Below are 24,958 nucleotides of genomic sequence, written 5' to 3' on the forward strand. Positions count from 1 at the left end.
CTGGTGCACCCGCGCGCGGAGGTCGTCGGCCGCTCTGCGCGCGCTCCCTGGTGGCTCGGCGTCAAAGGCGCGAACTGGAAACACCCCGAAGGCCCGCAGTCAGACATCCGCGAACGCGGAGACCACCCCGTCGTCCACGTGACCTGGAACGACGCCCAGGCATACTGCGCCTGGGCCGGCCGCCGGCTGCCCACCGAGGCCGAATGGGAACGCGCCTCGCGCGGCGGCCTGGAAGGCGCCCGCTACCCCTGGGGCGACGAACTCCTCGACCTCCTCGACGGCGACTGGCGGGTCAACATCTGGCAGGGCTCCTTCCCCGGCCACGACACCGGCGAGGACGGCTGGCACGGTACCGCGCCCGTGCGCACCTACCAGCCGAACGGCTACGGGCTCTGGCAGACCGTGGGCAACGTCTGGGAGTGGTGCGCGGACCCGTTCGACCCGCGCGCGTACGCCAAACGCGCCCGAGCGCAGGGGCCGGCGCGCAACCCCCGCTCCCAGGTGTCCCCGGTGCTCCGCGTGCTGCGCGGCGGCTCCTACCTCTGCCACGACTCCTACTGCAACCGCTACCGCAACGCCGCCCGATCGTCGAACACCCCCGGCTCCAGCATGGGCAACGCGGGTTTCCGCACAGTGGCACGTCAGGCGTAGCGCACGCCCGCGGTCACGCCACCATCGACGACGAACTCCGCTCCTGTGGAGTAGCCGGACTGCTCACCGGCCGGGCAGACGACCAAGGGCGTGACCATATCGGGCAGGCCCATGCGCGTGAGGGCGCCATGGGTGCGGTCCACGCCGGGCCCGGCTGGCGCCTGGGCGGCGACGACCGACCCCGTGCGGACGACGGCGCGGTTGAGCACCACCGACCCGAAGCCGATGAGGCAGCTGCCGATGACGGTGGCCCACTGCTCGGTGGTGTGCACGATCGTGCCGTCCTGGATGGAGGTGCGCTCGCCGATCTCTATGCGGCCGGAGTCGCCGCGCAGGACGGCGGTCGGCCGGACCGAGGACTCGGTGCCGATGATGACGCTTCCGATGACAACGGCGTCGGGATGGATGGCCTCGGGGTGAATCGTGGGCACCCGGTCACCGAGGGCGTAGACGGGCATGACTCACCTCTCCTGGTGCAGGCCCGCGTACACCTTCATGGCATTTCCGGCGAGCACGGCTCTGGCGGCGTCGTCCGGCAGCAGTTCGGCGACGGCGCGCGCGTTGGTGGCGATACCGGGGACGCCGGGCCAGTCGGTGCCGAAGATCCATTTGCGGGCCAGTCGGCCGAGGTCGAACTTGGCGTAGTACTCGGGCAGCCGTTTGGGCGGGAGGCCGGACAGCTCCAGCCAGACGGTCTCCTGGGACAGGGCGAGGAAGGCGGCCGCGTCGTACCACCAGCCGCGCCCGCCGTGGGCGAGCACCACGTTCAGGCCCGGGAAGTCGCGCACCACCGGGATGAGGTAGGCCGGGTCGGCGTTCTCGTTGGCCGCGCCGGGGAAGGAACTGGTGCCGCAGTGTACGACGAGCGGGACGCCGCGCTCCTCCAGCACCTGGTAGGCGGGGTAGAGGGCGGCGTCGTCGCAGCGGAACCCGCCGTGCACGGGGTGCAGCTTGAGCGCCGCCGCGCCGAGGTCGAGCTGGCGGCGCACCTCGGCGGCGAGCGGGAAGTGCAGGTGCGGGTTGACGTTGGCGACCGGGCGAAAGCGGGCCGGGTTGTACTCGGCGATCGGCAGCAGGTCCTCGAACGCCTGCATGCCGGTCGCCTTCGGGCTGTACTCGCAGAACAGCAGCGCCACGTCCACGCCCTGGGCGGCGAAGAGCGCGTCCAGGCGGGCCGGGCGCGGCCGGCCCTCGGGGTCCCAGACCTCCTCCAGCACGCCCTCTTCGCCGAAGTCGCGCGCCCAGCGCAGCCAGGCGGGTTTGAGCGTGCCGAGCAGGGGGACGTGCACGTGCGCGTCGATGAGGGGCAGCCCGTCGAGCATGTCCCTCACCTGCCCGCGACCATGGGGGTGTCCACGCCGATCCGGCCCGTCTTGCGGGAGCCGCCGGGCACGCCCAGCGGCGTGTCCCGGCCGGGCAGCAGTTCGGCGAAGAAGCGATGGTTGTCCTCGACGAATTCGGCGTGCTCGTCTGCGACCCGCCGGTCCTGGCTGATCGCCTCCACCGGGCAGACGGGTTCACAGGCGCCGCAGTCGATGCACTCCTTCGGGTTGATGTAGAGCTTGCGGTCGCCCTCGTAGATGCAGTCGACCGGGCACTCCTCGACACACGACTTGTCCATCACGTCGATACAGGGTGCGGCGATGACGTACGGCATGGTGAGAACTCCTGGTCAGGCCGGGGCGGGCTGGTCGGTCGAGTGCCCCGGGAAGAGCTGGGCGGCGGGATCGAGGTGCACCGCGGCGTTGTTGACGGCCGTGGCCACCTCGCCGAAGCCGGTCGCGATCAGGCGGACCTTCCCGCCGTAGTCGGCGATGTCGCCGGCGGCGAAGATGCCGGGCACATTGGTGCGCATCGCCGAGTCCACGACGAGGTGGCGGTTGTCGTGCAGGTCGAGGCCCCACTCCCGCAGCGGCCCGAGGTCGGCGATGAAGCCGAGGGCCGCGACGAGCCGCTGGCAGGGGAGGGTGATGCCGGTGCTGAGCTCGATCCGTTCCAGCCGGTCGCCGCCTACGGTGCCGGTGACCTGCGCGTCGGTGATGATCTCGACGGGCGAGGTCTTGAGCCGCTCGACCGAGGCGTGATGGGCGCGGAACGCGGCGCGGCGGTGGACGAGCGTGACGCTCCGCGCGACGGGGTGGAGCATGAGGGCCCAGTCCACGGCGCTGTCGCCGCCGCCGACGACGACCACGTCCCGGCCGGTGTAGTCCGCGCTGTCGGGCACGAAATAGTCGAGTCCCCTGCCCAGGAACTCCTCCCCGGCGGGAAGAGGGCGGGGGGTGAAGGTGCCGATGCCGCCGGTCACGATGACGGCCCTGGCGGCGATCTCGGTGCCGGCGCTGGTCTTCACCACGAACCGGCCGCCGGGTGGCCGTTCGAGGCGCTGGGCTTCTTCGCCCAGCACGTAGACCGGGTCGTACGGGGCGGCCTGCTCGACCAGGTTGGCGATGAGGCGGCGGCCGGAGACCGCGGGGAGGCCGGCGATGTCGTAGATCTGCTTCTCCGGATACATCGCGCTGACCTGGCCGCCCACTTGGTTCAGTGAGTCGACGACCGCAGTGCGGAGTCCGCGGACCCCGGCGTAGTAGGCGCCGAAGAGTCCCACGGGCCCGGCTCCGATGATCAACACGTCGGTGTCGATCGGATTCACGGGCGGGCCTCCTGCGTGAGCAGCTCCCGGATGCGGAAGCGCTGGATCTTTCCGGTAGCGGTCTTGGGCAGCTGGTCGAGGAAGATCACCTGGCGTGGGCGTTTGAAGGCGGCCAGGCCGTCGCGGCACCACTGGATCAGCTCCTCCGCGGTGACCTTCTCCTGGACGACGACGCACGCGACCGGTTTGTCGAGCCCGTGTTCGTCGGCCAGGCCGACCACGGCGGCTTCCTTGACCGCGGGATGTTCCAGCAGGCGGCTCTCGACCTCCACTGGAGAGACCCAGATGCCGCCCGCCTTGAGCAGATCGTTGCTGCGGCCCAGGCAGGTGTAGTAGCCGTCGGGGGAACGGACGTAGGTGTCGCCGGTGCTGAGCCACTCGCCGGCGAACACGGCGCGGCTGGCATCGGTCCGCCGCCAGTAGCCCAGCGCGATGGACGCACCGCGCACATGCAGCGAGCCGGGCTCGCCGTCGGGTACGAGGCCGCCGTCGGCGTCGCGCAATTGGATGTCGTAGCCGGGCACCGGGCGCCCCGTCGTGCCGGGGCGCACCTCGCCGGGCCTGTTGGACAGGAAGATGTGCAGCGCCTCGGTGGAGCCGATGCCATCGATGATCTCGACGCCGAAGCGGTGGGTGAACCGCTCCTGGAGCGGCGGGGGCAGGGCTTCTCCCGCCGAGATGCCCAGCCGCACCGATTTGAAGGAGTCCTCGGGCAGGTCGCCGGAGAGCAGGGCGGCGTAGAAGGTGGGGACCCCGAAGAACAACGTCGGCCGGTCGGCGGTCAGGCGCTCGGCGGTCACGGCGGGGGTGGGACGGCGCGGCTCCAGCAGCGTCGCCGCGCCCGCCGACAGGGGGAAGAACATCGAGTTGCCGATGCCGTAGGCGAAGAAGAGCTTGGCGATGGAGAAGCAGACGTCGTCAGGCTGGATGCCGAGCACCTGGTCGCCGTAGGTCTCGCACACGTGCCGGATGTTGGCGTGACGGTGCATCGCGCCCTTGGGGGCACCGGTTGTGCCAGAGGTGTAGAGCCACAGCGCCCAGGAGTCCTCGGACGTGGCGGCGGGCCGGCGCAGCTCGGACGGCGCCCGCTCGCCCTCCGCGACGAGGTCCTGCCAGGTCAGTGAGGTGATGCCGGCGGGGGCCGGCAGCGGCATGCAGCCGTCGCACACCAGGTGGCGCACCTCGGGCGCCATGGTGAGCGCCTCCTGTACCTGAGGGCCGTACTCGGGGCTCGCCACCACCACGCAGGCGCCGCAGTCGGCGATGATCGTGCCGAGTTCCTTGGCGCCCAGCATGGTGGAGACCGGCACGGCGACGAACCCGCCGCAGAACGCCGAGAGAATGCCGCTGAACATGGGTACGTCGTCGTTGGTGACGAACAGCACCCGGTCGTCGCGCCGCAGGCCCAGCCCGCGCAGGCCCGCGGTGACCAAGCCGACCAGCTCCGACAGACCGGCGTAGGTGAGCGTCGTCCCGGCTCGTACCGCGAGCCGGTCCCCGCGGCCTTCCCGCACGTGGCGGTGGGTGAGCCAGACGCCGGCGTTGAACTGTGTACCGCTCATGTTCACACCCGCTCAAGGTCGTAGTCGCCCTTGCGCCCGGTGCCGTAGCGGCGCAGGGCGCCGTTGGGGCCGGAGGCGTTCGGCCGGATGAAGACCCAGTTCTGCCAGGCGGTGAGGCGGCCGAAGATCTTGGTTTCCAGGGTTTCCGGGCCGACGAAGCGGTGGTTGGCCTCCATGCCGGTCAGCGCGTCGGGCGACAGCGAGGCGCGTTCCTCCAGCACGATCCGCAGTTCTTCCTCGAAGTCGATGTCGTCCAGGGCCACGGTGACCAGGCCGAGCTCCGCCGCGGCGGAGGCGTCCAGCGGCCGGCCGAACGTGGCGCGGGCGGCGGCCAGATCCGCGTCCCTGCCCCAGAAGCGGGACCCCAGGCGGGAAAGGCCGTTGCCCATCGGGTAGTCGCCGTCGTTGGACGGGGTGAGGACGATGGTGGCGGGGACGGCGTCCTCGTCGCGGTCCTCGTAGACGCCCTCCAGCATGTACTGCCGATCGGCGGCCAGGGCCAGCTCGGCCAGCAGCCCGGCGAAGGCGGTGCCCGGCTCGATCACGGCGATGATGCTCCGGCTGGTGACGTCGAGCCGTTTGAGCGTGCGCTTGTAGTAGTGGCGCACCTCGTTGACGAACCAGTCGCCGGCCAGCTCACGAAGCTGGGCGTCATGGGCCAGCACCCGCGCGGGATCGCCGGCGGCGCGGACGACCCAGATGCCGAGGTCCGGTTCGTTGGTCCGCAGGTGCAGGATCAGGTCGTCCAGCGCCCGCGTCATGGCCAGGGGCCAGTAGTCCGCCCCCTGGGAGGCAGGGGCGGCGGGCGGGGCGTCGTTCGGGCCGGACACCGTGATCTCGACCCGGTGATTCGCCCGGTCGAGCCGCGCGGACACGTACGGGTAGACGATGGTGTCGCCCTCGTCCTTGCGGTCGAGCGGCGTCAAGGGCACGCCCGCGGCGTCCGAGGGCCGTCGGGAGGTCCGCACCGCCTGCTGTGCTCGCCTGGCGACCTCCTCGGCCAAGGCGTTGCGCGGGACGGCCGCGTCGACGAGCCCCCACTCGACCGCGGTGCCGCCGCGGAAGCCCTCGGGCTTGGTGGCGAACAGGTCCGCGCGGTCCTTGCGCACGTGCCGCTTGTCGACGACGCGGGTGAGGCCGCCCGTGCCCGGCAACACGCCGAGCAGCGGCACCTCGGGCAGGGAGACGGCCGAGGATCCGTCGTCGACGAGGACGATCTGGTCGCAGGCCAGGGCCAGTTCGTAGCCACCGCCGGCCGCGGTGCCGTTGAGCGCGGCGATCCAGGTCTGGCCGGAGTTGGCGGTGGCGTCCTCGATGCCGTTGCGGGTCTCGTTGGTGAACTTGCAGAAGTTCACCTTCCACGCGTGCGAGGACTGGGCGAGCATGCGGATGTTGGCGCCCGCGCAGAACATCCGGTCCAAGCCTCCGGTCACCACGACCGCCTTGACCTGTGGGTGCTCGAAGCGGAGCCGCTGCACGATGTCGTACAGCTCGATGTCGACGCCGAGGTCGTAGGAGTTCATCTTCAGCTCGTAACCGGGGACCAGGCCGCCGTGCTCGTCCACACGCAGCGTGACGGTGGCCACCGCCCCGTCCACCTCAAGCGTCCAGTGACGGTAGCGGTCCGGTGAAGTCGCGAAGCGGACTATCGGCGGGGTTTCAGCGGTGACAGTCAAGGCGTGCTCCGTTGAACGAGAGAGTTCCATGTCGATATTCGACGAACAGGCAAAGATACGTCAAGACTTCGTAGTATTTCTTGTCGGGGTCGCGGTCTTCAGGAGAAGGGGTACCTCGATGGTTTTCATGGAGGCGGGCCCGACCTGGCAGAATGCGCGTCATCAGAGCGTCGAACGACAGGAGGGCGATGTGGCCTCGCGCGCACCGCGCCCGGACATCGAGCAGGCGGCCGAGCCCGCCGCACGGCAGCGAGAGAAGGGCTCGGCCAGCGCCCGCTCGCTGTTGCTGACGGTGCTGGGTGAGTTCGTGCTCCCGCGCGAGGGCGAGGCATGGACGGGCAGCCTGATCGAAGCGCTGGGAGCGCTCGGTGTGGAGGAGAAGTCCGCCCGCCAGGCGTTGTCCCGCACCGCCGCCGAGGGCCTGCTGGAGTCCGTGCGCCACGGCCGCAAGGTGCGCTGGAACCTGACCGAGACGGGGGACCGTCTGCTGCGCGAGGGGACCGAGCGCATCTACGGCTTCATGCGCGGCCCTCACACCTGGGACGGACGCTGGCTCGTCCTCACGGCCGGCGTCCCGGAGAGCCAGCGGCGGTTGCGTCACCGCCTGCGCACCAAGCTCACCTGGCTGGGGCTCGGCTCCCCCGCACCCGCGCTCTGGGTCATCCCCGACGCCTCGAAGGAGGCCGCCGTCCGCGAGGTCATCCGCGACCTCGACCTCACCGACCGGGCCTACGCCTGGACGGGTCCCTCGGCCGAGATCGGTGACACCGCCAAGCTCATCAACGCCGCGTGGGATCTCGACGACGTCGAGAAGCGGTATCTCGGCTTCATCGAGAGCTTCGAGGGCCAGGCGGCGAGCTCGGACCGGGAGGCGTTCGTGCACCAGGTACTGATGATCCAGGAGTGGCGGCGCTTCCCCTTCCTCGATCCCGACCTGCCGGCCGAGCTGCTCGACCACGACTGGCCGGGCCCGCGGGCGGCGGCGGTCTTCCATGACCTGCACAGCCGGTGGCACCGGCGTGCCCAGGCCGAGTGGGACCGGATGGAGGAGGAGGCCGCCACGCGGCACTAGATGAGCCCTTCGTCGGCCAGGTGCACGTAGTCGAACTCGACCGGCTGGTCGTTGATGCCCGTCTTCGGCGGGGCGATCCAGCCGGCGAACTTGCCGTACTCGTACTCGGGGATCATCAGGGAGGCGACCTTCTCGCGGTCCTCGGGGGTGGGCAGCCATTCGGCGGCGCGGGCGTTCCAACCGGCCTCGTCCACGACCTCGCCCTGCGGCGTGATGTGGTGGCCGGCGTACACGCCGACCTTGCGGAAGAAGCCCTCGTGCGGCAGGTACAGCCGCTCTTCCAGGCCGGCGTCCTCTAGCGCCTGATTCCAGCGGCGAACGCCGTTGGCGCAGTCGGCGACGTACTCGTCGCGCAGGTCGAGGTTGAGGGCGCTGAGCATCGGCACGGTCTTGGTCGTGATCCGTCCGTCCTCGACGTAGCGCAGCTCGCGGGTGGCGTCGAGCAGGACGTGGTCGTCCTTGCGCCGCGTCTCCATCCAGCGGCCCTTCAGGCCGGAGGTGTAGTAGTTGCCGGCGTTGGTGGACTGCTCGGAGCCGAACAGGTCCATCGACACCGCGAACTGGAAGTTCAGGTACTTCTGGATGATGTCCAGCGGAATGCCGCCATGAGGGAGGACGTCGTCGGTGTCGTGGCGCTTCATCAGCTCGGCGGTGCGCTCCAGCACCCGCTGCACGCCGGTGGTGCCCACGAACATGTGGTGGGCCTCCTCCTTCAACATGAACTCGCACGTGCGCGCGAGCGGGTCGAACGCCGACTCCTTGAGGGTGCCGAGCTGATACTTGCCGTCGCGGTCGGTGAAGTAGGTGAACATGAAGAACTGCAGCCAGTCGGTGGTCTCCTCGTTGAAGGCGCCCAGGATGCGGGGGGCGTCGAGGTCGCCGGAGTTGCGCTTGAGGAGCTGCTCGGCCTCCTCCCGGCCCTCCCTGCCGAAGTAGGCGTGCAGCAGGTAGACCATCGCCCACAGGTGGCGGCCCTCCTCCACGTTGACCTGGAACAGGTTGCGCAGGTCGTAGATGCTGGGCGCGGTGTGGCCGAGAATGCGCTGCTGCTCCACCGAGGCGGGCTCGGTGTCGCCCTGGATGACGATGAGCCGCATCAGGTCGGCGCGGTGCTCGCCGGGCACCTCCTGCCAGGCGGGCTCGCCCTTGTGCTTGCCGAAGTTGACCTTGCGGTCGGGGTCGCGCTCGGCCAGGAAGATGCCCCAGCGGTATTCGTCCATCGGGACGTGGTCGAAGTGGGCCCAGCCGTCACGGCCGACGGCTACGGCGGTGCGCAGGTAGACGTCCTTCGTCGGCAGGGCCGGGCCGAGCTGCTTCCACCAGTCCAGGAACTTGGGCTGCCAGCCTTCGAGAGCGCGCTGCAGGCGACGATCACTGGCCAGGTCGACGTTGTTGGGGATGCGCTCGCTGTAGTCCACGCGGCTGAGCGGGCCGCTGGGGAGGGGGGCGGCGCCGGTACGGGAATCGATGCTCATCGCTGCTCTCCTTGGAACGTCAGGTGGTGATCGAGTCGGGGTGCGGGTGCAGCCCTGCTCGACGAGCCGGACCAGTGGTTGCGGCGCGTTCGAGGTAGCGGGCGATGCCCGGCCGCACGTCCAGGCCGACCAGGTCCGGCAGCGCGGCGGTCTCGGTCATCGCCATCCTTCTCGGACACCTCCATCCACGCGCCTTCCAACTTGCCACATTCATATGGAGATGTGAAAGAGATATGTAGAAGGAATTCGCCGGTGTCGCCAGGGACGCGCGACGCTGAGCGCCGGGCCTGAACTCCGGGTCCCCGAGCGTCGCCGAAGCCGGCAAGGTCTCGATCGATTACGTCCTATTGACGTCACAACACGGGTATGTAGATTCTGCCCACCGTGTCGGCGGGGGGCGCGGATGCTCATCCCCCAACGGAGTGGCAATGATCACTTCGTCCGGCGGCACCAGGCCCGACGGCACGGTGAAGGTGGCGATGGGATCCCACAGCCGCCACTGCCGGTCGCGCTCGCGCAGCGAGGACTCAGGCGATCGTCAGCGGGAGCATCGGCCGGCGGAGCCGTTCGCGCAGTTCGGCGGCCTGGGCCTTGGCCGCTTCGGCGTTGCGGTGCTTGACCTCCTCGAAGCCGCGGATGAGGTCGGGCAGCTCGGCGAGTGCGACCGCGACCGGGTGGTTGGCCTCCCAGAGCTCGGCCTGGATCTCGTCGAGGATCCGCCGGTACCAGGAGATGAGTTCGCGTTCCTCGACTCGTGATGCCTGGCGCTTGAACGGGTCCAGCGCCGTCCCGCGAAGTCCGCGCGCGAGGCGCAGGAGGCGGAACGCCGGGCGGAACCACGGGCCGACGGCCAGCTTCCGGGTCCGGCCGAGCCTGCGCGCCAGCGGGGGCTGGAGGTGGTGGGTGATGCGGACCGGCTTGTCGAAGGCCGCGGCGATCTCGGCGGCGAAGCCTGGTTTGAGGAAGAGCCGCGCCACCTCGTACTCGTCCTTGTACGCCATGAGTTTGTACAGGTTGCGCGCGACCGCTTGGGTGAGGTCGTGGCGGCCGGGCACGGCCTTCCGCTCGCACCGGTCGACGGAGGCGACGGCGTCCAGATAGTCACGCGCGTACCGCTCGTCCTGGTAGTCGACGAGCTCGGCGAGCCGCACCGCGAGCAGCCGCCGGGTCTCGGCGTCGAACCGCTCGGTCTCACCCCACAGCCGGTCGTACGCCGCGCGGCGCCGCGCGCCCAGCCCGGCGCGGCGCCGGGCGTGCTCGGCCGTCGCGTCCGCCGCCGGTGGCCGCAGCCGCTCCTCGATGCGCGTACGGTCGTGTGCCCACAGGCGACCGTAGCGGAATGCCTGCCGGTTGACCTCGACCGCGACCCCGTTGAGCCCGATCGCCTCCTCGATCGCCGCACCGGAGATGGGCAGCAGGCCCGCCTGGTAGGCGGCGCCGAGCGCCACGATGTTGGTGAGCATGTAGTCGCCGAAGAGCTCCTCGGCGATGGTCCGGGCGGGCACGCCGGTCAGCCGGGCGCAGCGTTCCGCGATGGACGTCGTCAGGCCGGTCTCGTCGACCTGGGCGTGCACGTCGCGAATCTGTTCCCCCGTCGGGAAGAGGTCGATGTTGAGGACGGTGGCGGTGCGATCCGGCGAGCAGCGGTCGAGGTTGACCGGTGTGGCGGCACCGACCAGATCGAGCGCGAGGTAGAGATCGGCGCGGCCGGCGCCGACCTTGTTGGCGTGGACCGGCGCCTTGGGCGGCGCGAGGACGAGGCTGGAGATCACCGGGCCCCACTTCTGCGCGGCGCCGGTCTGGTCGTAGGAGAGCACCTGGTGGCCGTCGAGTGTCGCGGCGACGGACAGGATCCCGTTCAAGGTCAGGACTCCGGTGCCGCCGACTCCGGGCATGTGGATGTGGAACGGCTCGTCGATCCGCGGGCGCTCCGGCTCGGGCAGGTCGGAATCGGCGAGCGCCGGCGTCGCCGGTTTGCGGTAGCCGGTGGCCGGCGCCGTCTGGACCGTCACGAACGCCGGGCAGTCGCCTTTCATGCACGAGTAGTCCTGGTTGCACGAGGATGCGTGCACGCGCGTCTTCGGGCCGAACTCCGTGGGCGTCTTCTGCAGCGACATGCAGTTGCTGGCACGGCCGCAGTCGCCGCAGTTCTCGCACACGTCGGTGTTGATGTAGACGTGCTTGTCCGGGATCGCCAGCTTGCCGCGCCGCTGTAGCCGGCGGCGCTCGTTCGCGCACGACTCGTCGTAGATCAGCACCGTCGTGCCGGGCACGCGGGACAGCTCCTCCGCCGTGGCGACCAGCCGGTCGGCGTGCCGGACCTCGACGCCGGGGGCCAGGGGCTGCCTGCGGTACCGGCGCGGTTCCTTCGTCACGATGACGATCTTCGCCACGCCCTCGGACTCGAGCCCGCGCGTGAGGTCCGCCAGGCCGTGCTCGCCGACCGGGTGCTGCGCGCCGGTGTTGGCGACCACGCCGTTATAGAGCAGCTTGAAGGTGATGTTCACGCCGGCGGCCACGGCCCAGCGGATGTTGAGGTAGCTGGAGTGGTAGATCGAGCCGTCTCCTATGTGCTGCACCATGTGGGCGCGATCGGTGTAGCGGGAGAGCCCGATCCACGGCAGGCCTTCTCCGCCGTACTGGGTCATCACGTCGATGTGCCGCTCGGGCTGCTCGATCACGCTGTTGAAGCAGTTGCAGCCCGGCGAGCCCCATGCCACCTGTCCCGGCGCCAGTACCGTCGAGGCGCTGTGGGGACAACCGGAGCAGAAGTTCGGCGTGCGCGACGCCGCCACGGTGTACACGCGGGCCTTGACCGACTCGACTTCCGCGGCCCGCGCTTGCGCGTTCGCGAGCACGCCGGCGCGCTCGAACTCCTCGCGGAGCAGGTTGGTGAGCCGGATGGCGATGAGGTCGGCGTCCATCCCGCCTTCGACCGGGAAGACCGGCCGCCCGGCGGCGTCGGTCTTGCCGATGACCTCGATGGGCCGGCCCAGGCTCTGCACCGCGGCCTTCACCTGCTGTTCGAGGAAACCTCGCTTCTCCTCGACCACCACGATGCGCCGCAGGCCCTCGGCGAAGGAGCGGATCCGCTCCTCGTCGAGCGGGTAGACCAGCCCGATCTGGAGCAGGCGGATTCCCGCCGCGGCAGGGTCGACGCCCAGGTCTTCCAGCGCCTGCCGCACGTCCGCGAACGACTTGCCCGCGGTGACGATGCCGACGGTGTCCCGGCCGGACCGCTGGACGATCCGGTCGAGCCCGTTGGCGCGCGCGTACTCGCGTACCGCCAGATGCTTCTCCTGGTAGAGGTGGCGTTCCATCTCGATGTTCTTGCCGGGGAAGAAGGAGAAGTCGGTCCGCTTGCGGAACGGCTTGCCGCCGATCTCCAGGTGCGGCAGCACCACGTCCACTCCGCCGGGCTCGAAGGTGACGGACTCGCCGCCGTCGCACAGCGCGCTCACCAGTTTCATGGCGACCCAGCATCCGCTGTAGCGCGACAGGCGGATCGCGTGCAGGCCGAAGGTGCGGAACTCGGCGACCGACGAGGGGTACAGGATCGGGATCCCCGCGGACGTGAACGCGTAGTCCTGCTGGTAGGGCATGGTGGAGGACTTCGCCTCATGGTCGTCGCCGGAGAGGATCACGACCGCGCCGTGCTCGGACGTGCCGGCGAAGTTGCCGTGTTTGAGCGCGTCCCCGCTGCGATCCACGCCGGGCCCCTTGCCGTACCAGATGGACGTGACGCCGTCCCACCGGGAATGAGGATGGTCATCGAGCATCTGGGTGCCCATGTGGGCGGTCGCGGCCGACTCCTCGTTCCCCGCGGGCAGCAACGTCACGTCGTGCTCGTCCAGCAGGTCCGGGATCCTGGACAGCGCCAGGTCGTAGCCCGACAGGGGTGATCCGGGGTAGCCGCTGATGAGCGTGGCGATGCGCAGCCCGTCCGCGCGATCGCGGCGGGACTGCTCCAGGGGAAAGCGCACCAGTGCCTGAATGCCCGGCAAGTAGTGCGTACCGGTATCGGCCGTCAACCGGTCCGTGAGCCGCACGGCGACCTCCTAGTCGCGCGCCTGGCGGATGCGCTCCAGCACCCGCGTGCGCAGATCGATGAAATCGGGACGAGCCTTGGTGCCGGCCTGGTCCCGGTCACGCCCGAACGGCACCTTCACCACCTTGTCCACGCGGGTGGGGCGGCCACCGAGGACGACGACCGTGTCGCCGAGATACACCGCCTCGTCGATGTCGTGCGTCACCAGCACCACCGTGATGCCGAGCCGGTCGCGCAGATCGAGCACCAGATCCTCCAGATCGGAGCGGGTCTGCGCGTCCACGGATGCGAAGGGCTCGTCCATCAGCAACGCCTCGGGCCCGTAGGCCAGCGCCCTGGCGATGGCCACACGCTGTTGCATGCCGCCCGAGAGCTGCCAGGGATACAGATCCGCGCTGGTCTCCAGCCCGACGTCCGCGAGCGCGGCATGGGCCCGCCGGCGGCGCTCCTTCTTGCCGACCCCCTTGCCGCGCAGAGGAAGCTCCACGTTGGCGCGCACCGACATCCACGGCATGAGCGAGCGGCTGTAGTCCTGGAACACCACGGCCAGCTTCTCGGGCGGCTCGCGCACCGGCTCGCCGTCGAGGAGGATCTCACCGGCGCTCGGTTCGAGCAGGCCCGCGATGCACCGGAGCAACGTGGTCTTCCCGGCTCCGGACGGGCCGACGACGGTGAGCACACTGCCGCGCGTGACGTCGATGTTTATGTCGGCGAAGATCTCCCGGGTGCCGTACCGCTTGCAGGCGCCGCGTACCGACAGCACCAGCTCGGCCGGATTGCCGTCCTCGCCGTCGCGGACCAGGATCCGCCGTGTGTGGGGTTCGGCCATGGTCAGCTCCTTGGGGCGGCGGTCATGGCGCGGTGCCAGCGGAGCACCCAGTGCTCCACGCCGCGGAACGCGATATTGAGCAGGTAACCGAGGATTCCGAGCAGCAGCATTCCCGCCCACATCTCCGGGATCGCGAAGTTGCGCTGGGCCTGCAGGATCGAGTAGCCGATTCCCTCGGTGGAGCCGATCATCTCGCTGAACACCACGACAGTGATCGCGATCGACAGGCTGGTGCGCATGCCGGCGATGATCTGCGGGCCCGCGGACGGCAGCACGATGCGGGTCAGGCGGAATCGCAGCGGGACACGGTAGCTGCGCGACACGTCCCTGACGACGGCATCGACGCCGCGCACGCCGTCGATGGTGTTGAGCAGGATCGGCCAGAGCGCGCCGTAGGTGATCAGCGCGATCTTCATGTCCGAGCCGACGCCGAGGATCAGCAGGCCGAGCGGGAGCAACGCGACACCGGGAACCGAGCGCAGGAACTCCAGAATCGGGCCGAGTGCCTCCCCCACCGGCCGCGCCAGGCCGAGCGCCACGCCGAGGGCGATGCCCACGGCGGTCGCGAGCGCGTAGCCGGCCGCGAGGTTCGCCATGCTGGACAGGATGTGGTCGGCGGCCCCGGCGGACAGCCACTGCGTCCGGAACGCCTCGAGGATGCTCCGCAGGCTCACGAAGTACAGCGACTCGCTGTTCGCTCCGGCGACCCACCAGGCCGCGAACAGCACGATCGGCAGCCACGCCTCCAGCAGCAGACTCAGCGGCCGGGGGAAGGCCGGTGTGCCACGTGCCATGCCAGCGCCCTCCTCTCCACGGTCACGAAGAACGCGTTGACGGCCACGCCGAGCAGGGCCGAGAACGCGATGAGCGCGAACAGCCGGGGCACATCGGAGGCGGACTGAGCGAGCCCGATCCCGTTGCCCAGGCCCTCGGCGCTGCCGATGAGCTCGGCTCCGATCGTCAGCAACAGGGCCATCGTCGCGGAGATCCGCACCCCGGTCGCCACGAACGGCGAGGCGCCGGGGAGCACGATGAAAAGCGTCCGGCGCAGCCGGTCCAGCCGGTACGACCGCGCGGTCTCCCGTGACATCGGGTCGATCTGCCGCACCCCGTACATCGTCTGCAGGAGCAGCGGCCACACCGAGCCGAGCACGATGAGCACGAGTTTCATCTGCGTGGTGGCGCCGTACAGCAACAGCGCGAGGGGAACCATCGCCACCGGCGGGATGGTGCGCAGGAAGTCGATGGTGAACCGGCACGAGCGGTAGCAGATGTCGCTGGAGCCGAGCAGGAGGCCCGCGGGGATCGCGATGGCCGCCGACAGCAGCAGGCCCAGCGACCAGCCGGTCAGGGTGAGCCCGAACGCGTGCCAGAACGGCACCTCTCCCGCCAGTCGCGCGGCGGCCACCGCGATCGACGTCGGCGCCGGGATCGTGTCCGGGTCCAGCACGCGGGTCGCCGACAGCAGTTGCCACAACGCCAGCGCCGCGGCGACGGTCGCCACCTTCGCGACCAGCCCTGTGGGCATCGTGCGTCCGGCCGCCCTGAGGGTGATCGCCTGGGTGCTCATCATGGCTCCGAGATGACGGAGTTCAGGTCGATCGGTGCGGATATCACGCCGTAGCGCACCATGAGGTCCATGAGCGTGGTCAGTGAGCGGCGATCGACGGGTTTGTCGTTGTACACGGGCACAAGGATCTTCTCCAGGACCTCCGGCGGTGTCTGCGTGGATGTGCGCCCGATCGCGCGCGCCGTCTCCGGATTCGCGCCGAGGTAACGGTTGGCCTCCGTCAGCGCCGCGGCGAAGCGGTCGATGGTCGCCGCGTTCTTCTGCACGTAGGGCTTGGCGGAGAGGTAGACGAGCTGGGGGACCCCGGGCAGCGCCTCGGTGAGCGGGGAGACCAGCCGGCGCAGCCCCGACTCCAGGCCCTGCGTCGTGTACGGTTCGTTCTCCACCGCGCCGTCCACCTGCCCCCGGGCGACGGCGTCGACCATCTGCGGCAGCGGCAGCTCGACGAACTTGACCTTCGAGGAGTCGCCGCCGTTCTTGTCGATGGCGCGCTTGACCGAGATGTGCGAAAGGCTGTTGAGGGCGTTGACCGCGACCGTCTTGCCGTCGAGGTCCCGCACCGACTTGACGGGCCCGTCCGCCTTGACCAGCAGCGCGGTGGAGTCCATCGCGGGATCGGTCGGGCTGACGTTGCCCGGGGCGACGATCGTCACCGGCACGTTCTTGCTGACCGACACGATGGCCGCGACGGGGTCGCTGGCCGCCACCGCGAGCTGGCCGTTGAGCAGCAGCGGCACGGCCGCCGCACCCGACTGCAGCGGCGAGAGCGTCACCTCCAGCTTGTTCCGCTTGAACATGCCCTCGCCGTCGGCGTAGTAGAGGGCGGCGTTGGACAGTGTCGGGCTGGTGCCGACGGTGATCGCTGTTACGCCATCCGCCGAGGTCGGCGCGGTAGCGCCGCCGGAACCGCACGCGGCCGCGAGCAGTCCCGCCGTGAGAAGCAGGGAGGCGAGCGCCTTCACTCGTCCGATCATGGTGACTCCACGAGCGTTGGGATTGGACTTCCAGTAGGGCGAGCCCCCGAGATTCACCAGGTCAAGAGGGGACCAGTGCGGCACGCCGTGTCAATGGATGACGGACTTCGGCAGGATGGGCACGTTGCCCTGGAACACGTTCTCGGGATCGATTCTGACCTTGACGGCCTGCAACCGGTCGTAGGTCCGTCCCGGGTAGACGCTGCGGGCCCGGTCGGGCTCCTCGCCGAGGAAGTTCACGTAGCCGGCGTCCGACCCCACGCGATCGAGCGCGGTGTAGCCGCGCCGGGCCCACTGGATGTGCGCCTCGTCCTCGGCGGCGCTCGGCCACGTGGCCACGATGTTGACGACGTAGGCGGCCTGGCGCCCGGCGAAGGCCGTGGCGTCGTCCGCCACCCGCGCCACCGCGCCGCCCAGTGCGAGCACCTCGATCTGCGACATCGCGCCCGGGATCTCCTCGCATGCCGCGGCGAGCGACTCGATCGCGCCGGCGTCGAGCGCGGTGAGATAGCGGGACTTCATGTAGTTGCGCAGGCCGTGCGGGTGCATGTCGTCCTGCATCGACTGCACCTGGAGGTAGGGCATGCGGACGATCCGTGACGAGGCGGGGTTGACCTCCTCGACCAGCCACCGAAGCTCCTTCTCGCCCTGGGCGAGAGGGCCGCTCCAGACCGCGTTGATCACCAGGCTCGGCCTGCCCACCAGATCCGGCGGCACCACCGGCAGCGCCGGGGCGCGCTTGAGCACGAGGACCGCGGTCACGGCGTCCGGTGCCGCCGCCATCACCTCCCGGAAATGGGCGGCGGCGCGGGGGGCGTCCCGCAGTTCGAACACGGCCTGGCCGAGCAGCACGTCCGTGACGTTCTGGACGGCCAGCTCGAACGTGGTGACCACACCGAAGTTGCCGCCACCGCCTCGCAACGCCCAAAGCAGGTCGGGGTCGCCGTGTTCGCCCGCGTACACCTGCTCGCCGTCCGCGGTGACCACATGGGCGCCCATGATGCTGTCGCAGGTCAGACCGAAGTGGCGGCACGTCCAGCCCACTCCCCCGCCGAGCGCGAGCCCGCCGAGACCGGTGTGCGAGATGACGCCCGCCGGCACCATGAACCCGTACTTCTGCGTCAGCGCGTCCACATCGCCGAGCAGGCTGCCGCCGCCGACGTGGGCGACGCGGCGGGCCGGATCCACGCTGCCGCCGCGCAGTCCCGACAGGTCGATCACGAGCGCGTCGTCGCGGACCGCGAGCCCGGCGACCTGGTGCCCGCCGCCGCGCACGGAGATCGGTACGCCGGCCGCCCGGCCGGCGCGCACCGCCGCGGCGACCTCGGCCGCGGACCCGCAGTGTGCGATCAGTGCCGGCCGCCGGTCCGCCATCGCGTTCCAAACGGCGCGGCCGGCGTCGTAGTCCGGGTCGTCCGGACCGACGGTACGGCCGGTGAAGTCGCCGAGCAGTGTCCGCAGGCGTCGTGTCGCGCTCATGTCCTTCTCTCCATGGTCAAGAGGGGGAGGCCGAGCGCCACCGGGTTGAGCCGCCTGCGGCCTTCTGTGTGCGCCTGTTCGAGCCGTTCCCGGTAGGCGGGGCTCATGTCGTCGGGCACCCAGTCGAACTTCTCGTCCAGTTCGACCCGGACCTCGGCGACACCGTCCAGGTCCGCCAGCAGCCGGTACGCCTCGCCGGCGAACGGCGCGCCCATCACGCAGCCGTACTCGGTGACGCCGATGACGACGCGGACGAGCAGGGCGCCGGGTTCGCCGGACACCTCGACGCGCCGGATGAGACCCAGGTCGTCGAGGCCGCCGGGGGTTCCCGCGGCCCGGCTGCACGGGTCGATGACGGTGTTCAGTCGTGCCCGGACCTCGGCTTCGGTGATCACGCGGCGCTCCAGGGTTCGGCGAGCTCCTTGCGCATTCCGATCCCGTCGTTTCGCAGGTCGGCTCGCAGCTTCTCGACGTCCCAGCCCAGGAGCCGGGCGTGGTTCAGGCCGAGGATCTGTTCCTTGATCTCGTAGGTCAGCTCGGGGTAGCCGTACTCCTCCCGCATCCGCTCGGGAATCTCGAACTCCCAGAAGCGCTCCAGGAACGGCTGCGGGTGGCGGCCGGTGACGCCGGAGGACCAGAAGATCCGGTCGGCGCCGCCCCAGAACAGCAGTTGCCCCAGCAGGTGCGCGAAGCGGGCCGGCTGCCGGATCATCAGGAACGCCGCGCTGTTCTCCAGGTTGACCGCGACATTCGGGAAGCGCTGGATCTGCCAGGCGGTCTCCTCCAGGAAGGCGAGGCCGCCGTGCACGATCTCGAAGGTGAGGTCCGGGAACGCCGAGGCCGCGCCCGCGACGTCCCAGGGAGCGAACGGCTCGCTCGGCACCTGCCCCTGTGGCAGGGCCTTGTGCGTGGCCACGATCTTGATGCCGAGCTCCCGGATCCTCTCCAGGATCGGGAAGGCGATCTCCGGATCGTCCAGCCGGTAGCTGTGGATCTCACCGCGGACGATGTCCATCGGGTACATCTTGATGCCGACCACCTTGTCCTCGGTGACCAGGCGCTCGGCCTCCTCCAGCGCACCGGGCTCCCACGGGCTGATCGGGCCGTAGAGCGCGACCCGCCCCGGATACAGCTCGCGCATGGCGCGGCCGACCCACAGCGGTGAGCCGCCGTCGCGGTAGATCCCGTACAGCGGCACGCCGTGGTAGACGCACATGTCCGTGTCGCTCTCGCGGAACAGCGCGCTGCCGAGCAGTTCCGGATCCGCGCCGCGCTGGAACCTCTCCCGAGAAAGCGTCCATTTGGGATCGCCGTCGGGCAGGATGGCCCGGTGCCCCGCGTACAGGGTGTTGGACAACTGCTCGGCCACCCGCTCGCGGTAGGGGCCCGGCACGTAGTTGTCCGGCACGGTGTTGTAGCCGTGCACGGTGGAGTCGAGGACGAACACGTCCTGGAGTGGCCGTTCGGTCACCGTCGTCATGGTTGCTCACTTTCCTGCCGGGAGGCGCTGGGGCGACGGTCAGCCGTCGCCGGGACTCGGGCGGCCTCGGGGCCCGACACGATCGCCGGGGCCACGGTCACCAGCCGGCGACCAGGCGGTTGGTCAGCCGTCCGACGCCCTCGACCTCGGCGACGATCGTGTCGCCGGGCCGCATGAACTCCTGCGGGTCACGGCCGAAGCCGACCCCGCCCGGTGTGCCGGTCGTGACGATGTCGCCGGGGTGCAGCGTGCAGTGGCGGGTGATCCGCACGAGCAGGTCCGGGATCCGGTGCGTCATCGCCGCCGTGCGCGACTTCTGCCGAACCTCGCCGTTGAGGTAGGTGGCGATGCCGAGGTCGTACGGGTCCGCGATCTCCTCGATGGTCACCACGTGCGGCCCCACCGGCAGGAACGTGTCCGGCGACTTGGACAGCATCACCTGCATCTTCTCCCGGGCCATGACCTCGCGCGCGCTCACGTCGTTGACGACGGTGTAGCCGAAGACGTGGTCCATCGCGTCGTCCGCGGTGAGCCGGCGGGCGGTGCGACCGATGACCACGGCGAGTTCGACCTCGTAGTCCGTCTGCGTGTCCGGGAAGGGAATCACGATGTCGTCCTCGGGACCGATCACCGCGCCCCAGAGGAACGGGATGAACACCGGCTCGGTCACGACGAGCGACGCCGACGCCGCTTCCGCCACGTGGTCGGCGTAGTTCCCACCGGTGCCGATGATCTGGGCACGATCGCGCACGGGCGCCAGCAACCGATCCGGGATCACCGCGCGCGCGGGATCAGGCGTGTGCGCGCGGACGGCCGCCGCCGGGTCCTCCAGGCCGAACAGCGTGTCGAAGTCGGGCCACGGCAGGGGAATCACCCCGTCGCCGTGCACGGCTCCGAGTGACTCGCGGCCCTGGTGCCGGAATCGAGCGAGGCGCATGGCTGGGCTCCTCTTCCAATCAGAATCAGGCGTCGGCTTCGTCGCTGAATGTGCCGATGAAGGTGTCGCGCAGCTCGCCGAGCCGCTGCTCCGGGTGGACGGGGCGGAGGCTGACAGTCCTGCGCCCTCACGTCCCTAACATTGGTCCAAGTGACTTAGTGACTTTATAATGCGGTTCGGTAGCCGTCAACGCTTCGCGCCGCTCACAGCGACACCACCACGCGGCCACGCGCCTCACCGGACATCAGCCGCGCGAACGCGTCCCCCACCTGGTCGAGCTCGTGGACGGAGTCGATCCGGGGCCGGATGTCCCCGCGCTCGACGGCGGCGAGCGCGGCCACGGCGTCCTCGCGGGTGTTCCCGCGCGAGCCCGCGATCGTCAGCTCCCGGCCGACGAGATCCATGGACTCCAGACCGAACTCCGCGCCCGGGCAGTAGCCGCAGCACACCACCCGGCCTCCGGTCCCGAGCAGGCGCGCGCCCGCCTCGAACCCCGCGCGCGTGCCCGACACCTCCAACACCAGCTCGGCTCCGTCCGGCGCCCAGCCGCGTAGGACGCCCACGTCCTGCGGAGCGACGGCATGGTCGGCGCCGTGTTCCAGCGCCGCCCGCCGGCGCGCGGTGTCGGGCTCGACGACCGCGATCCGGGCGCCGAGCCCGGCGGCCACCTGCACGGCGTTCAGCCCGAGCCCGCCCGCCCCCACGACGACCACGCGGTCCCCCGGGCCCAGCCGGCCCCGCACACGCAGCGCGTGCCACGTCGTAGCGACCGCGTCCATCGTGACGGCGGCCGCCTCGTACGTGGTCGCGGCCGCGAGCGGGATCAGGTTGCCCGCCGGCACCGCGAGGTACTCGGCGAGGCCGCCCTGGCGGTCGAGCCCGAGCAGCCGCAGCTCCCGGCACGTGTTCGACCGCCCGCCGCCGCACGGCGGGCAGCGCCCGCAGGTCAGGTACGGGTGGCAGGCCACCCGCGCGCCCTTGCCCACCGACGGCGCGCGGGACTCGACGACCTCCCCCGCGATCTCGTGCCCGAGTACCAGGGGCAGGCCGAGGGCCGGCCGGAACACGCCGCTGGAGATCTTCAGGTCGGTCGCGCACAGGCCCACGCGGCGGACGCGGACGAGCGCCTCTCCGGGCCCGGGCACCGGCCGGGGAAGTGCGCCGACGACCGGTGGCTCGCCGAGCGCGGTCAGCACCGCGCCGCGCATGCGCTCAGTCATCGGGGGTCTTGACCTGCGCGGTCGTACCGCCGTCGACCACAAGGTTGTGGCCGGTGATGTAGCTCGCCGCGTCGGAGGCGAGGAAGGCGAACGCGTCGGCGACGTCCTGAGGCGTCGCCATCCGGCCCAGCGGGGCCACCGGGAAGTGCTCCCGCAGCCGCCGCATCTCGGTGTCGGAGGTGATCCGCAGGCGGTACCTCGGGGTGTCCACCGCCCCTGGGCTGACCATGTTGACCCGGATGCCGTGCGGGGCCAGCTCGACCGCCATGGCACGCACCAGGCCGAGCAGCCCGGTCTTGGTAGCGGTGTACCCGGCGAGCCCCCGGCCCGCGCCCATTGTGGCGATGGACCCGGTGTAGAGCAGGACGCCGCCGCCGTTCGCGGCCATCACCCGGCCGAATCCGCGCCCCAGGTGGAAGGACGCGTTCAGGGTGAGCGCGACCTCGCCGGCCCACGCCGTGTCGGGGAGGGACAGGAACCCGGTCGGCGCGTTCGGCACCGCGGCCGTGTGCACCAGCACGTCCACGCGGCCGTGCGCGGCCTGGGCCCGCTCCACGAGCTCCGCGCATCCGGCCGGCGTGCCGAGGTCGACCACCACGGGCAGGGCCTCGGATCCCGCCGAGTCGACCCGCTCCGCGACGGGCGCCAGCGCGGCGGCGGAGACGTCGGCCAGCACCACGGCCTTCGCGCCCTCCGCCGCCGCCGTCACGGCGGTGACGCCGCCGATGCCGCCCCCACCGCCCGTGATAACGATGATCTTGCCGGCCAATCGTACGCCCATACGACCAGTCCTTTACCTGGTGACTTGGACAGTGATTCGGCGCGGCGCCCGCCCGGCCGGCGAATCCCGGAGGAGTCCGCCGCTAGGGCACCGCGCGGCCGCGGGAACCGATGAAGGACTCGAAGTCGGCGTCGGACAGGCGGGCGTCCCGCAGTTGCGGGATCGTGTCGATCCGCTTGGCCACGACGTCGTGGTACTCCACGACGGCCTTCACGAGCCCTTCGGCGTCCCGCTCCTCAAGGCGCTCGACCATCGCGAGCCGCAGCGAGCCCGCGGACGAGGACCACTTGCGCCAGAACTCATCCGACCGGCTCTCGTAACTCGACATCTCCAGCTTGACCACGAGGTGGACGAGGAACCGCGCGATCGCGCCGAGCAGCGGGTCGTGCGCCGCGTCGGCGAAGGAGGTGAGGAAGCTCGTCATCGCGTGCGCGGTGTCGGACACGGTCCGGCAGGTGATGGTCAGCTCCGCGGCCTCGCGCACCCTGGCGATGTCGTCCTCGGTGGCCCGATCGACCGCCAGTTCGGCCGCGTGCGAGTTCAGCACCCGCAGCAGGCGGATCAGGTCGCTGATGCCGACCGACTCCAACTGCACCAGCGTGCCCAGCGAGACGGCGACGATGTTGTCCACGTTCGGGGAGACGTAGGCGCCGCTGCCGTGCCGCACCTCCACCAGGCCGAGCGCGGACAGACCGCGGATCGCCTCGCGGACCGTCGGGCCGCTCACCCCGAAGCGGGTCGCCAGCTCCCGCTCGGTCGGCAGACGGGAGTCGCGCGGCAACGCGCCGGACACGATCTCCTTGCGCAACGCGGAAAGGATCTGGTCGGCGACCTTCTGCCGGGGCATCGGCCCCATGTCGGCGGGCAACTCCGCGCTGGACGACCTCCGTGGTGCCATCCGGACCACCCCGTTCACGCTCGGACCCGCCAGCGCTCAGCCGGACGGAGAAGTCAACAAGTGACTCGTAGTCTAGCGGACCTAATCCGATCATGACGCGCCGTCCGGCGAGCCGCCCACGTGGTCGGGCACCCCCCGGATCGAGAAGGTCGCACCCCGGGCCGCGAACCTCGACCGCAGGGTCGGCAGGACCATCTCCGCCTGGCACCCGAGCTTGAGCAGGCACCGGCGGCAGCTTCCGAGCAGTTCGAGCTCCACCAGGCCGTCCCGGACCGAGGTGATCTCGATGTCGCCGGCGTCCACGTTCAGCAGCGGGCGGATCCGGCTGTCCAGCGTACGCTGGACCTCGGCGCCCAGTTCGATGTCGTCCTCAGTCATGGGCCGGCACCAGGCTGGGCCTGCCGTCCTCGGCGTATTCCACGGTCATCTTCAGCAGCCGGAGCATGTTGCCGCCGACGATGTCCGCGCGGTCGGCGTCGCTGATACGCGGGTACGCGTACCCCTCGACGAGATCGTCCGGCATCTGGAACTCCCACACCCAGTCGAGGAGGTCCTGCGGGTGCGGCCCGAGCGGGGCCTCGGTCCCCCAGAGCAGGTGGTCGGCCCCGACCCCGGCCAGCGCCTTGCCGATCCGCTCCGCGGTCAGCCGCGGCGCCACCCGGATCAGGTTGATCCAGGTCGACATCGACAGGTAGATGTTGGGATGCCGCGCGGCGATGGTGATCGTCTCGTCCTCGTACGGGACTCCGAGGTGGTGGATGATGAAGTTCATCTCCGGGAAGTCGAGCGCCGCGTCCGCGACGTCGTGCGCCTGGAGGGCCTGCAACGACTCCGGACCGAGCGGGTTGCCCTTGTGCACCTGAGCCAGGTCGACCCCGTGCTCGAGCATGCGCTCGTACATCGGGTACGCGACGTGCCGGTCGTCCATCCGCCACGAGCGGCCCCGGGTGTGCGCGGTGTAGAACTTGATGGATCTCGCGCCGAGGTTCTTGATCTGGTGGTCGATGTCATGGAGCGCGGTGTTCAGGCCGCGCAGGACGGGATCGGTGCCGCCGCAGAACACCACCCGATCGGGTTCGGCCTGGACCAGCTCGTACTGCCGCTCGACCGCGTCCAGGCCGTCCTTGTAGAGGTCGAACATCGGCACGGTCTGCACCATCGCGAAGTCGATCTGGGACCCGCCGCCGAAGAGCCGGTCGGCGACGTATTCGGCGCTCCACTCCTTGGCGAACTCCCGGTAGTCACCCTCCTTGCCCATGGAGCGGACGAGCTTGTAGAAGAAGTTCTGCGCGAGCCGGCCCTCGGGCTCGATCACGTTGTCGTCACGCAGGTTGTGCAGGTGCACCACATTGTCGAAGACGATATGGCCGCCTCGCATCGAAGCCTCTCCTCCCCCGGCCCCGACGCCGGGTTTCCAGGAATTCACCAAGTGACTTGCTGTCTTTGAGGCTACGCGCTGACCAAGTGGGGGTCAACAGTTACATCGCCGGCGGCGAGGTGACCATCGGGCGGAGCAGCAGGCTGCGGGGATCGCACACCAGACCGGATTCACCGCATCCGGCGGCGGACGACCGCATCTTCGGCCAGTGGTATGAGGTGCTCCCCGGCCTCCGCGAGGAAGGCGCTCGCCCCGGCCGCAGCCGTTGTCCGTGTTCT

24 protein-coding genes are annotated in these 24,958 nt (G+C 70.4%); 2 read left to right on the forward strand and 22 right to left on the reverse strand.

The window, feature by feature from the left end:
- Nucleotides 1-3: 3 nt before the first annotated feature.
- The gene (locus HNP84_RS46955) at nucleotides 4-651 is read left to right on the forward strand and encodes an SUMF1/EgtB/PvdO family nonheme iron enzyme (RefSeq protein ID WP_312927272.1); all 648 of its coding nucleotides are present in this window, start codon (nucleotides 4-6) and stop codon (nucleotides 649-651) included.
- Here the strand turns inward: HNP84_RS46955 and HNP84_RS46960 are convergent.
- The 6 genes from HNP84_RS46960 to boxC are packed head-to-tail and all read right to left on the reverse strand — an operon-like array spanning nucleotide 642 to nucleotide 6,539.
- Nucleotides 642-1,109: a gamma carbonic anhydrase family protein gene (locus tag HNP84_RS46960; RefSeq protein WP_185056633.1), complete on the reverse strand. Its 468-nt coding sequence runs from the start codon at nucleotides 1,107-1,109 to the stop codon at nucleotides 642-644. The two genes, HNP84_RS46955 and HNP84_RS46960, sit on opposite strands and share 10 nt — an antisense overlap.
- A 3-nt stretch (nucleotides 1,110-1,112) precedes the next feature.
- Entirely contained in the window at nucleotides 1,113-1,973 is an 861-nt protein-coding gene (locus tag HNP84_RS46965) for an amidohydrolase family protein (protein WP_185056634.1), read from the reverse strand.
- Nucleotides 1,974-1,978: 5 nt separating this feature from the next.
- Entirely contained in the window at nucleotides 1,979-2,308 is a 330-nt protein-coding gene (gene fdxA / locus HNP84_RS46970; protein WP_185056635.1) for a ferredoxin, read from the reverse strand.
- 15 nt (nucleotides 2,309-2,323) lie between these two features.
- A complete protein-coding gene (locus HNP84_RS46975; protein ID WP_185056636.1) occupies nucleotides 2,324-3,301 on the reverse strand; it encodes an NAD(P)/FAD-dependent oxidoreductase in 978 nt (325 codons plus the stop codon).
- Nucleotides 3,298-4,863, reverse strand: coding sequence for a benzoate-CoA ligase family protein (locus HNP84_RS46980; RefSeq protein WP_185056637.1), 1,566 nt, complete (start codon nucleotides 4,861-4,863; stop codon nucleotides 3,298-3,300). The genes HNP84_RS46975 and HNP84_RS46980 overlap by 4 nt, the downstream gene beginning before the upstream one ends.
- Before the next feature lie 2 nt (nucleotides 4,864-4,865).
- Nucleotides 4,866-6,539: a 2,3-epoxybenzoyl-CoA dihydrolase gene (gene boxC, locus HNP84_RS46985; protein WP_221337646.1), complete on the reverse strand. Its 1,674-nt coding sequence runs from the start codon at nucleotides 6,537-6,539 to the stop codon at nucleotides 4,866-4,868.
- Nucleotides 6,540-6,729: 190 nt separating this feature from the next.
- Here boxC and HNP84_RS46990 point away from each other — a divergent pair, with 190 nt between their 5' ends.
- The gene (locus tag HNP84_RS46990) at nucleotides 6,730-7,611 is read left to right on the forward strand and encodes a PaaX family transcriptional regulator (protein ID WP_221337647.1); all 882 of its coding nucleotides are present in this window, start codon (nucleotides 6,730-6,732) and stop codon (nucleotides 7,609-7,611) included.
- On the opposite strand, the gene boxB is transcribed toward HNP84_RS46990, so the two are convergent.
- The 16 genes from boxB to HNP84_RS47070 all read right to left on the reverse strand — a co-directional run bounded on the left by boxB (nucleotide 7,608) and on the right by HNP84_RS47070 (nucleotide 24,680).
- Complete coding sequence (gene boxB, locus HNP84_RS46995; RefSeq protein ID WP_185056639.1) at nucleotides 7,608-9,086, reverse strand: benzoyl-CoA 2,3-epoxidase subunit BoxB; 1,479 nt, start codon at nucleotides 9,084-9,086, stop codon at nucleotides 7,608-7,610. The two genes, HNP84_RS46990 and boxB, sit on opposite strands and share 4 nt — an antisense overlap.
- Before the next feature lie 19 nt (nucleotides 9,087-9,105).
- Entirely contained in the window at nucleotides 9,106-9,246 is a 141-nt protein-coding gene (locus HNP84_RS47000) for a hypothetical protein (RefSeq protein ID WP_185056640.1), read from the reverse strand.
- A 367-nt stretch (nucleotides 9,247-9,613) separates the two neighbouring features.
- A complete protein-coding gene (locus HNP84_RS47005; RefSeq protein WP_185056641.1) occupies nucleotides 9,614-13,135 on the reverse strand; it encodes an indolepyruvate ferredoxin oxidoreductase family protein in 3,522 nt (1,173 codons plus the stop codon).
- A gap of 9 nt (nucleotides 13,136-13,144) precedes the next feature.
- On the reverse strand, nucleotides 13,145-13,963 hold the full coding sequence (locus HNP84_RS47010) for an ABC transporter ATP-binding protein (RefSeq protein ID WP_185056642.1): 819 nt from the start codon (nucleotides 13,961-13,963) through the stop codon (nucleotides 13,145-13,147).
- A 2-nt stretch (nucleotides 13,964-13,965) separates the two neighbouring features.
- Nucleotides 13,966-14,757, reverse strand: coding sequence for an ABC transporter permease (locus HNP84_RS47015; RefSeq protein WP_185056643.1), 792 nt, complete (start codon nucleotides 14,755-14,757; stop codon nucleotides 13,966-13,968).
- Entirely contained in the window at nucleotides 14,721-15,536 is an 816-nt protein-coding gene (locus tag HNP84_RS47020; RefSeq protein WP_185056644.1) for an ABC transporter permease, read from the reverse strand. Before HNP84_RS47020 ends, HNP84_RS47015 begins: the two co-directional genes overlap by 37 nt.
- Nucleotides 15,533-16,507, reverse strand: coding sequence for an ABC transporter substrate-binding protein (locus HNP84_RS47025; RefSeq protein WP_185056645.1), 975 nt, complete (start codon nucleotides 16,505-16,507; stop codon nucleotides 15,533-15,535). Before HNP84_RS47025 ends, HNP84_RS47020 begins: the two co-directional genes overlap by 4 nt.
- A 90-nt stretch (nucleotides 16,508-16,597) precedes the next feature.
- Nucleotides 16,598-17,986 (reverse strand): FAD-binding oxidoreductase, encoded by a 1,389-nt coding sequence (locus tag HNP84_RS47030; protein WP_185056646.1) that lies wholly within the window; start codon nucleotides 17,984-17,986, stop codon nucleotides 16,598-16,600.
- Nucleotides 17,983-18,381, reverse strand: a complete 399-nt coding sequence (locus HNP84_RS47035) for a metal-sulfur cluster assembly factor (protein ID WP_185056647.1) — start codon at nucleotides 18,379-18,381, stop codon at nucleotides 17,983-17,985. The genes HNP84_RS47030 and HNP84_RS47035 overlap by 4 nt, the downstream gene beginning before the upstream one ends.
- Nucleotides 18,378-19,466, reverse strand: coding sequence for an amidohydrolase family protein (locus HNP84_RS47040; RefSeq protein ID WP_185056648.1), 1,089 nt, complete (start codon nucleotides 19,464-19,466; stop codon nucleotides 18,378-18,380). Before HNP84_RS47040 ends, HNP84_RS47035 begins: the two co-directional genes overlap by 4 nt.
- Before the next feature lie 97 nt (nucleotides 19,467-19,563).
- The gene (locus HNP84_RS47045) at nucleotides 19,564-20,403 is read right to left on the reverse strand and encodes a fumarylacetoacetate hydrolase family protein (RefSeq protein WP_185056649.1); all 840 of its coding nucleotides are present in this window, start codon (nucleotides 20,401-20,403) and stop codon (nucleotides 19,564-19,566) included.
- Nucleotides 20,404-20,606: 203 nt separating this feature from the next.
- Entirely contained in the window at nucleotides 20,607-21,623 is a 1,017-nt protein-coding gene (locus tag HNP84_RS47050) for an alcohol dehydrogenase catalytic domain-containing protein (protein ID WP_185056650.1), read from the reverse strand.
- Complete coding sequence (locus HNP84_RS47055) at nucleotides 21,616-22,404, reverse strand: SDR family NAD(P)-dependent oxidoreductase (RefSeq protein ID WP_185056651.1); 789 nt, start codon at nucleotides 22,402-22,404, stop codon at nucleotides 21,616-21,618. Before HNP84_RS47055 ends, HNP84_RS47050 begins: the two co-directional genes overlap by 8 nt.
- A gap of 82 nt (nucleotides 22,405-22,486) precedes the next feature.
- Nucleotides 22,487-23,302: a FadR/GntR family transcriptional regulator gene (locus tag HNP84_RS47060; RefSeq protein ID WP_185056652.1), complete on the reverse strand. Its 816-nt coding sequence runs from the start codon at nucleotides 23,300-23,302 to the stop codon at nucleotides 22,487-22,489.
- Nucleotides 23,303-23,392: 90 nt separating this feature from the next.
- Nucleotides 23,393-23,680 carry a NifU family protein gene (locus HNP84_RS47065; protein ID WP_185056653.1) on the reverse strand — a complete coding sequence of 96 codons (288 nt, stop codon included), beginning with the start codon at nucleotides 23,678-23,680 and terminating at the stop codon, nucleotides 23,393-23,395.
- Nucleotides 23,673-24,680 (reverse strand): amidohydrolase family protein, encoded by a 1,008-nt coding sequence (locus tag HNP84_RS47070; RefSeq protein WP_185056654.1) that lies wholly within the window; start codon nucleotides 24,678-24,680, stop codon nucleotides 23,673-23,675. Before HNP84_RS47070 ends, HNP84_RS47065 begins: the two co-directional genes overlap by 8 nt.
- Nucleotides 24,681-24,958: the final 278 nt, after the last annotated feature.

It is taken from the genome of Thermocatellispora tengchongensis (genome assembly GCF_014202315.1).
In the GTDB taxonomy this organism is placed as follows: domain Bacteria; phylum Actinomycetota; class Actinomycetes; order Streptosporangiales; family Streptosporangiaceae; genus Thermocatellispora; species Thermocatellispora tengchongensis.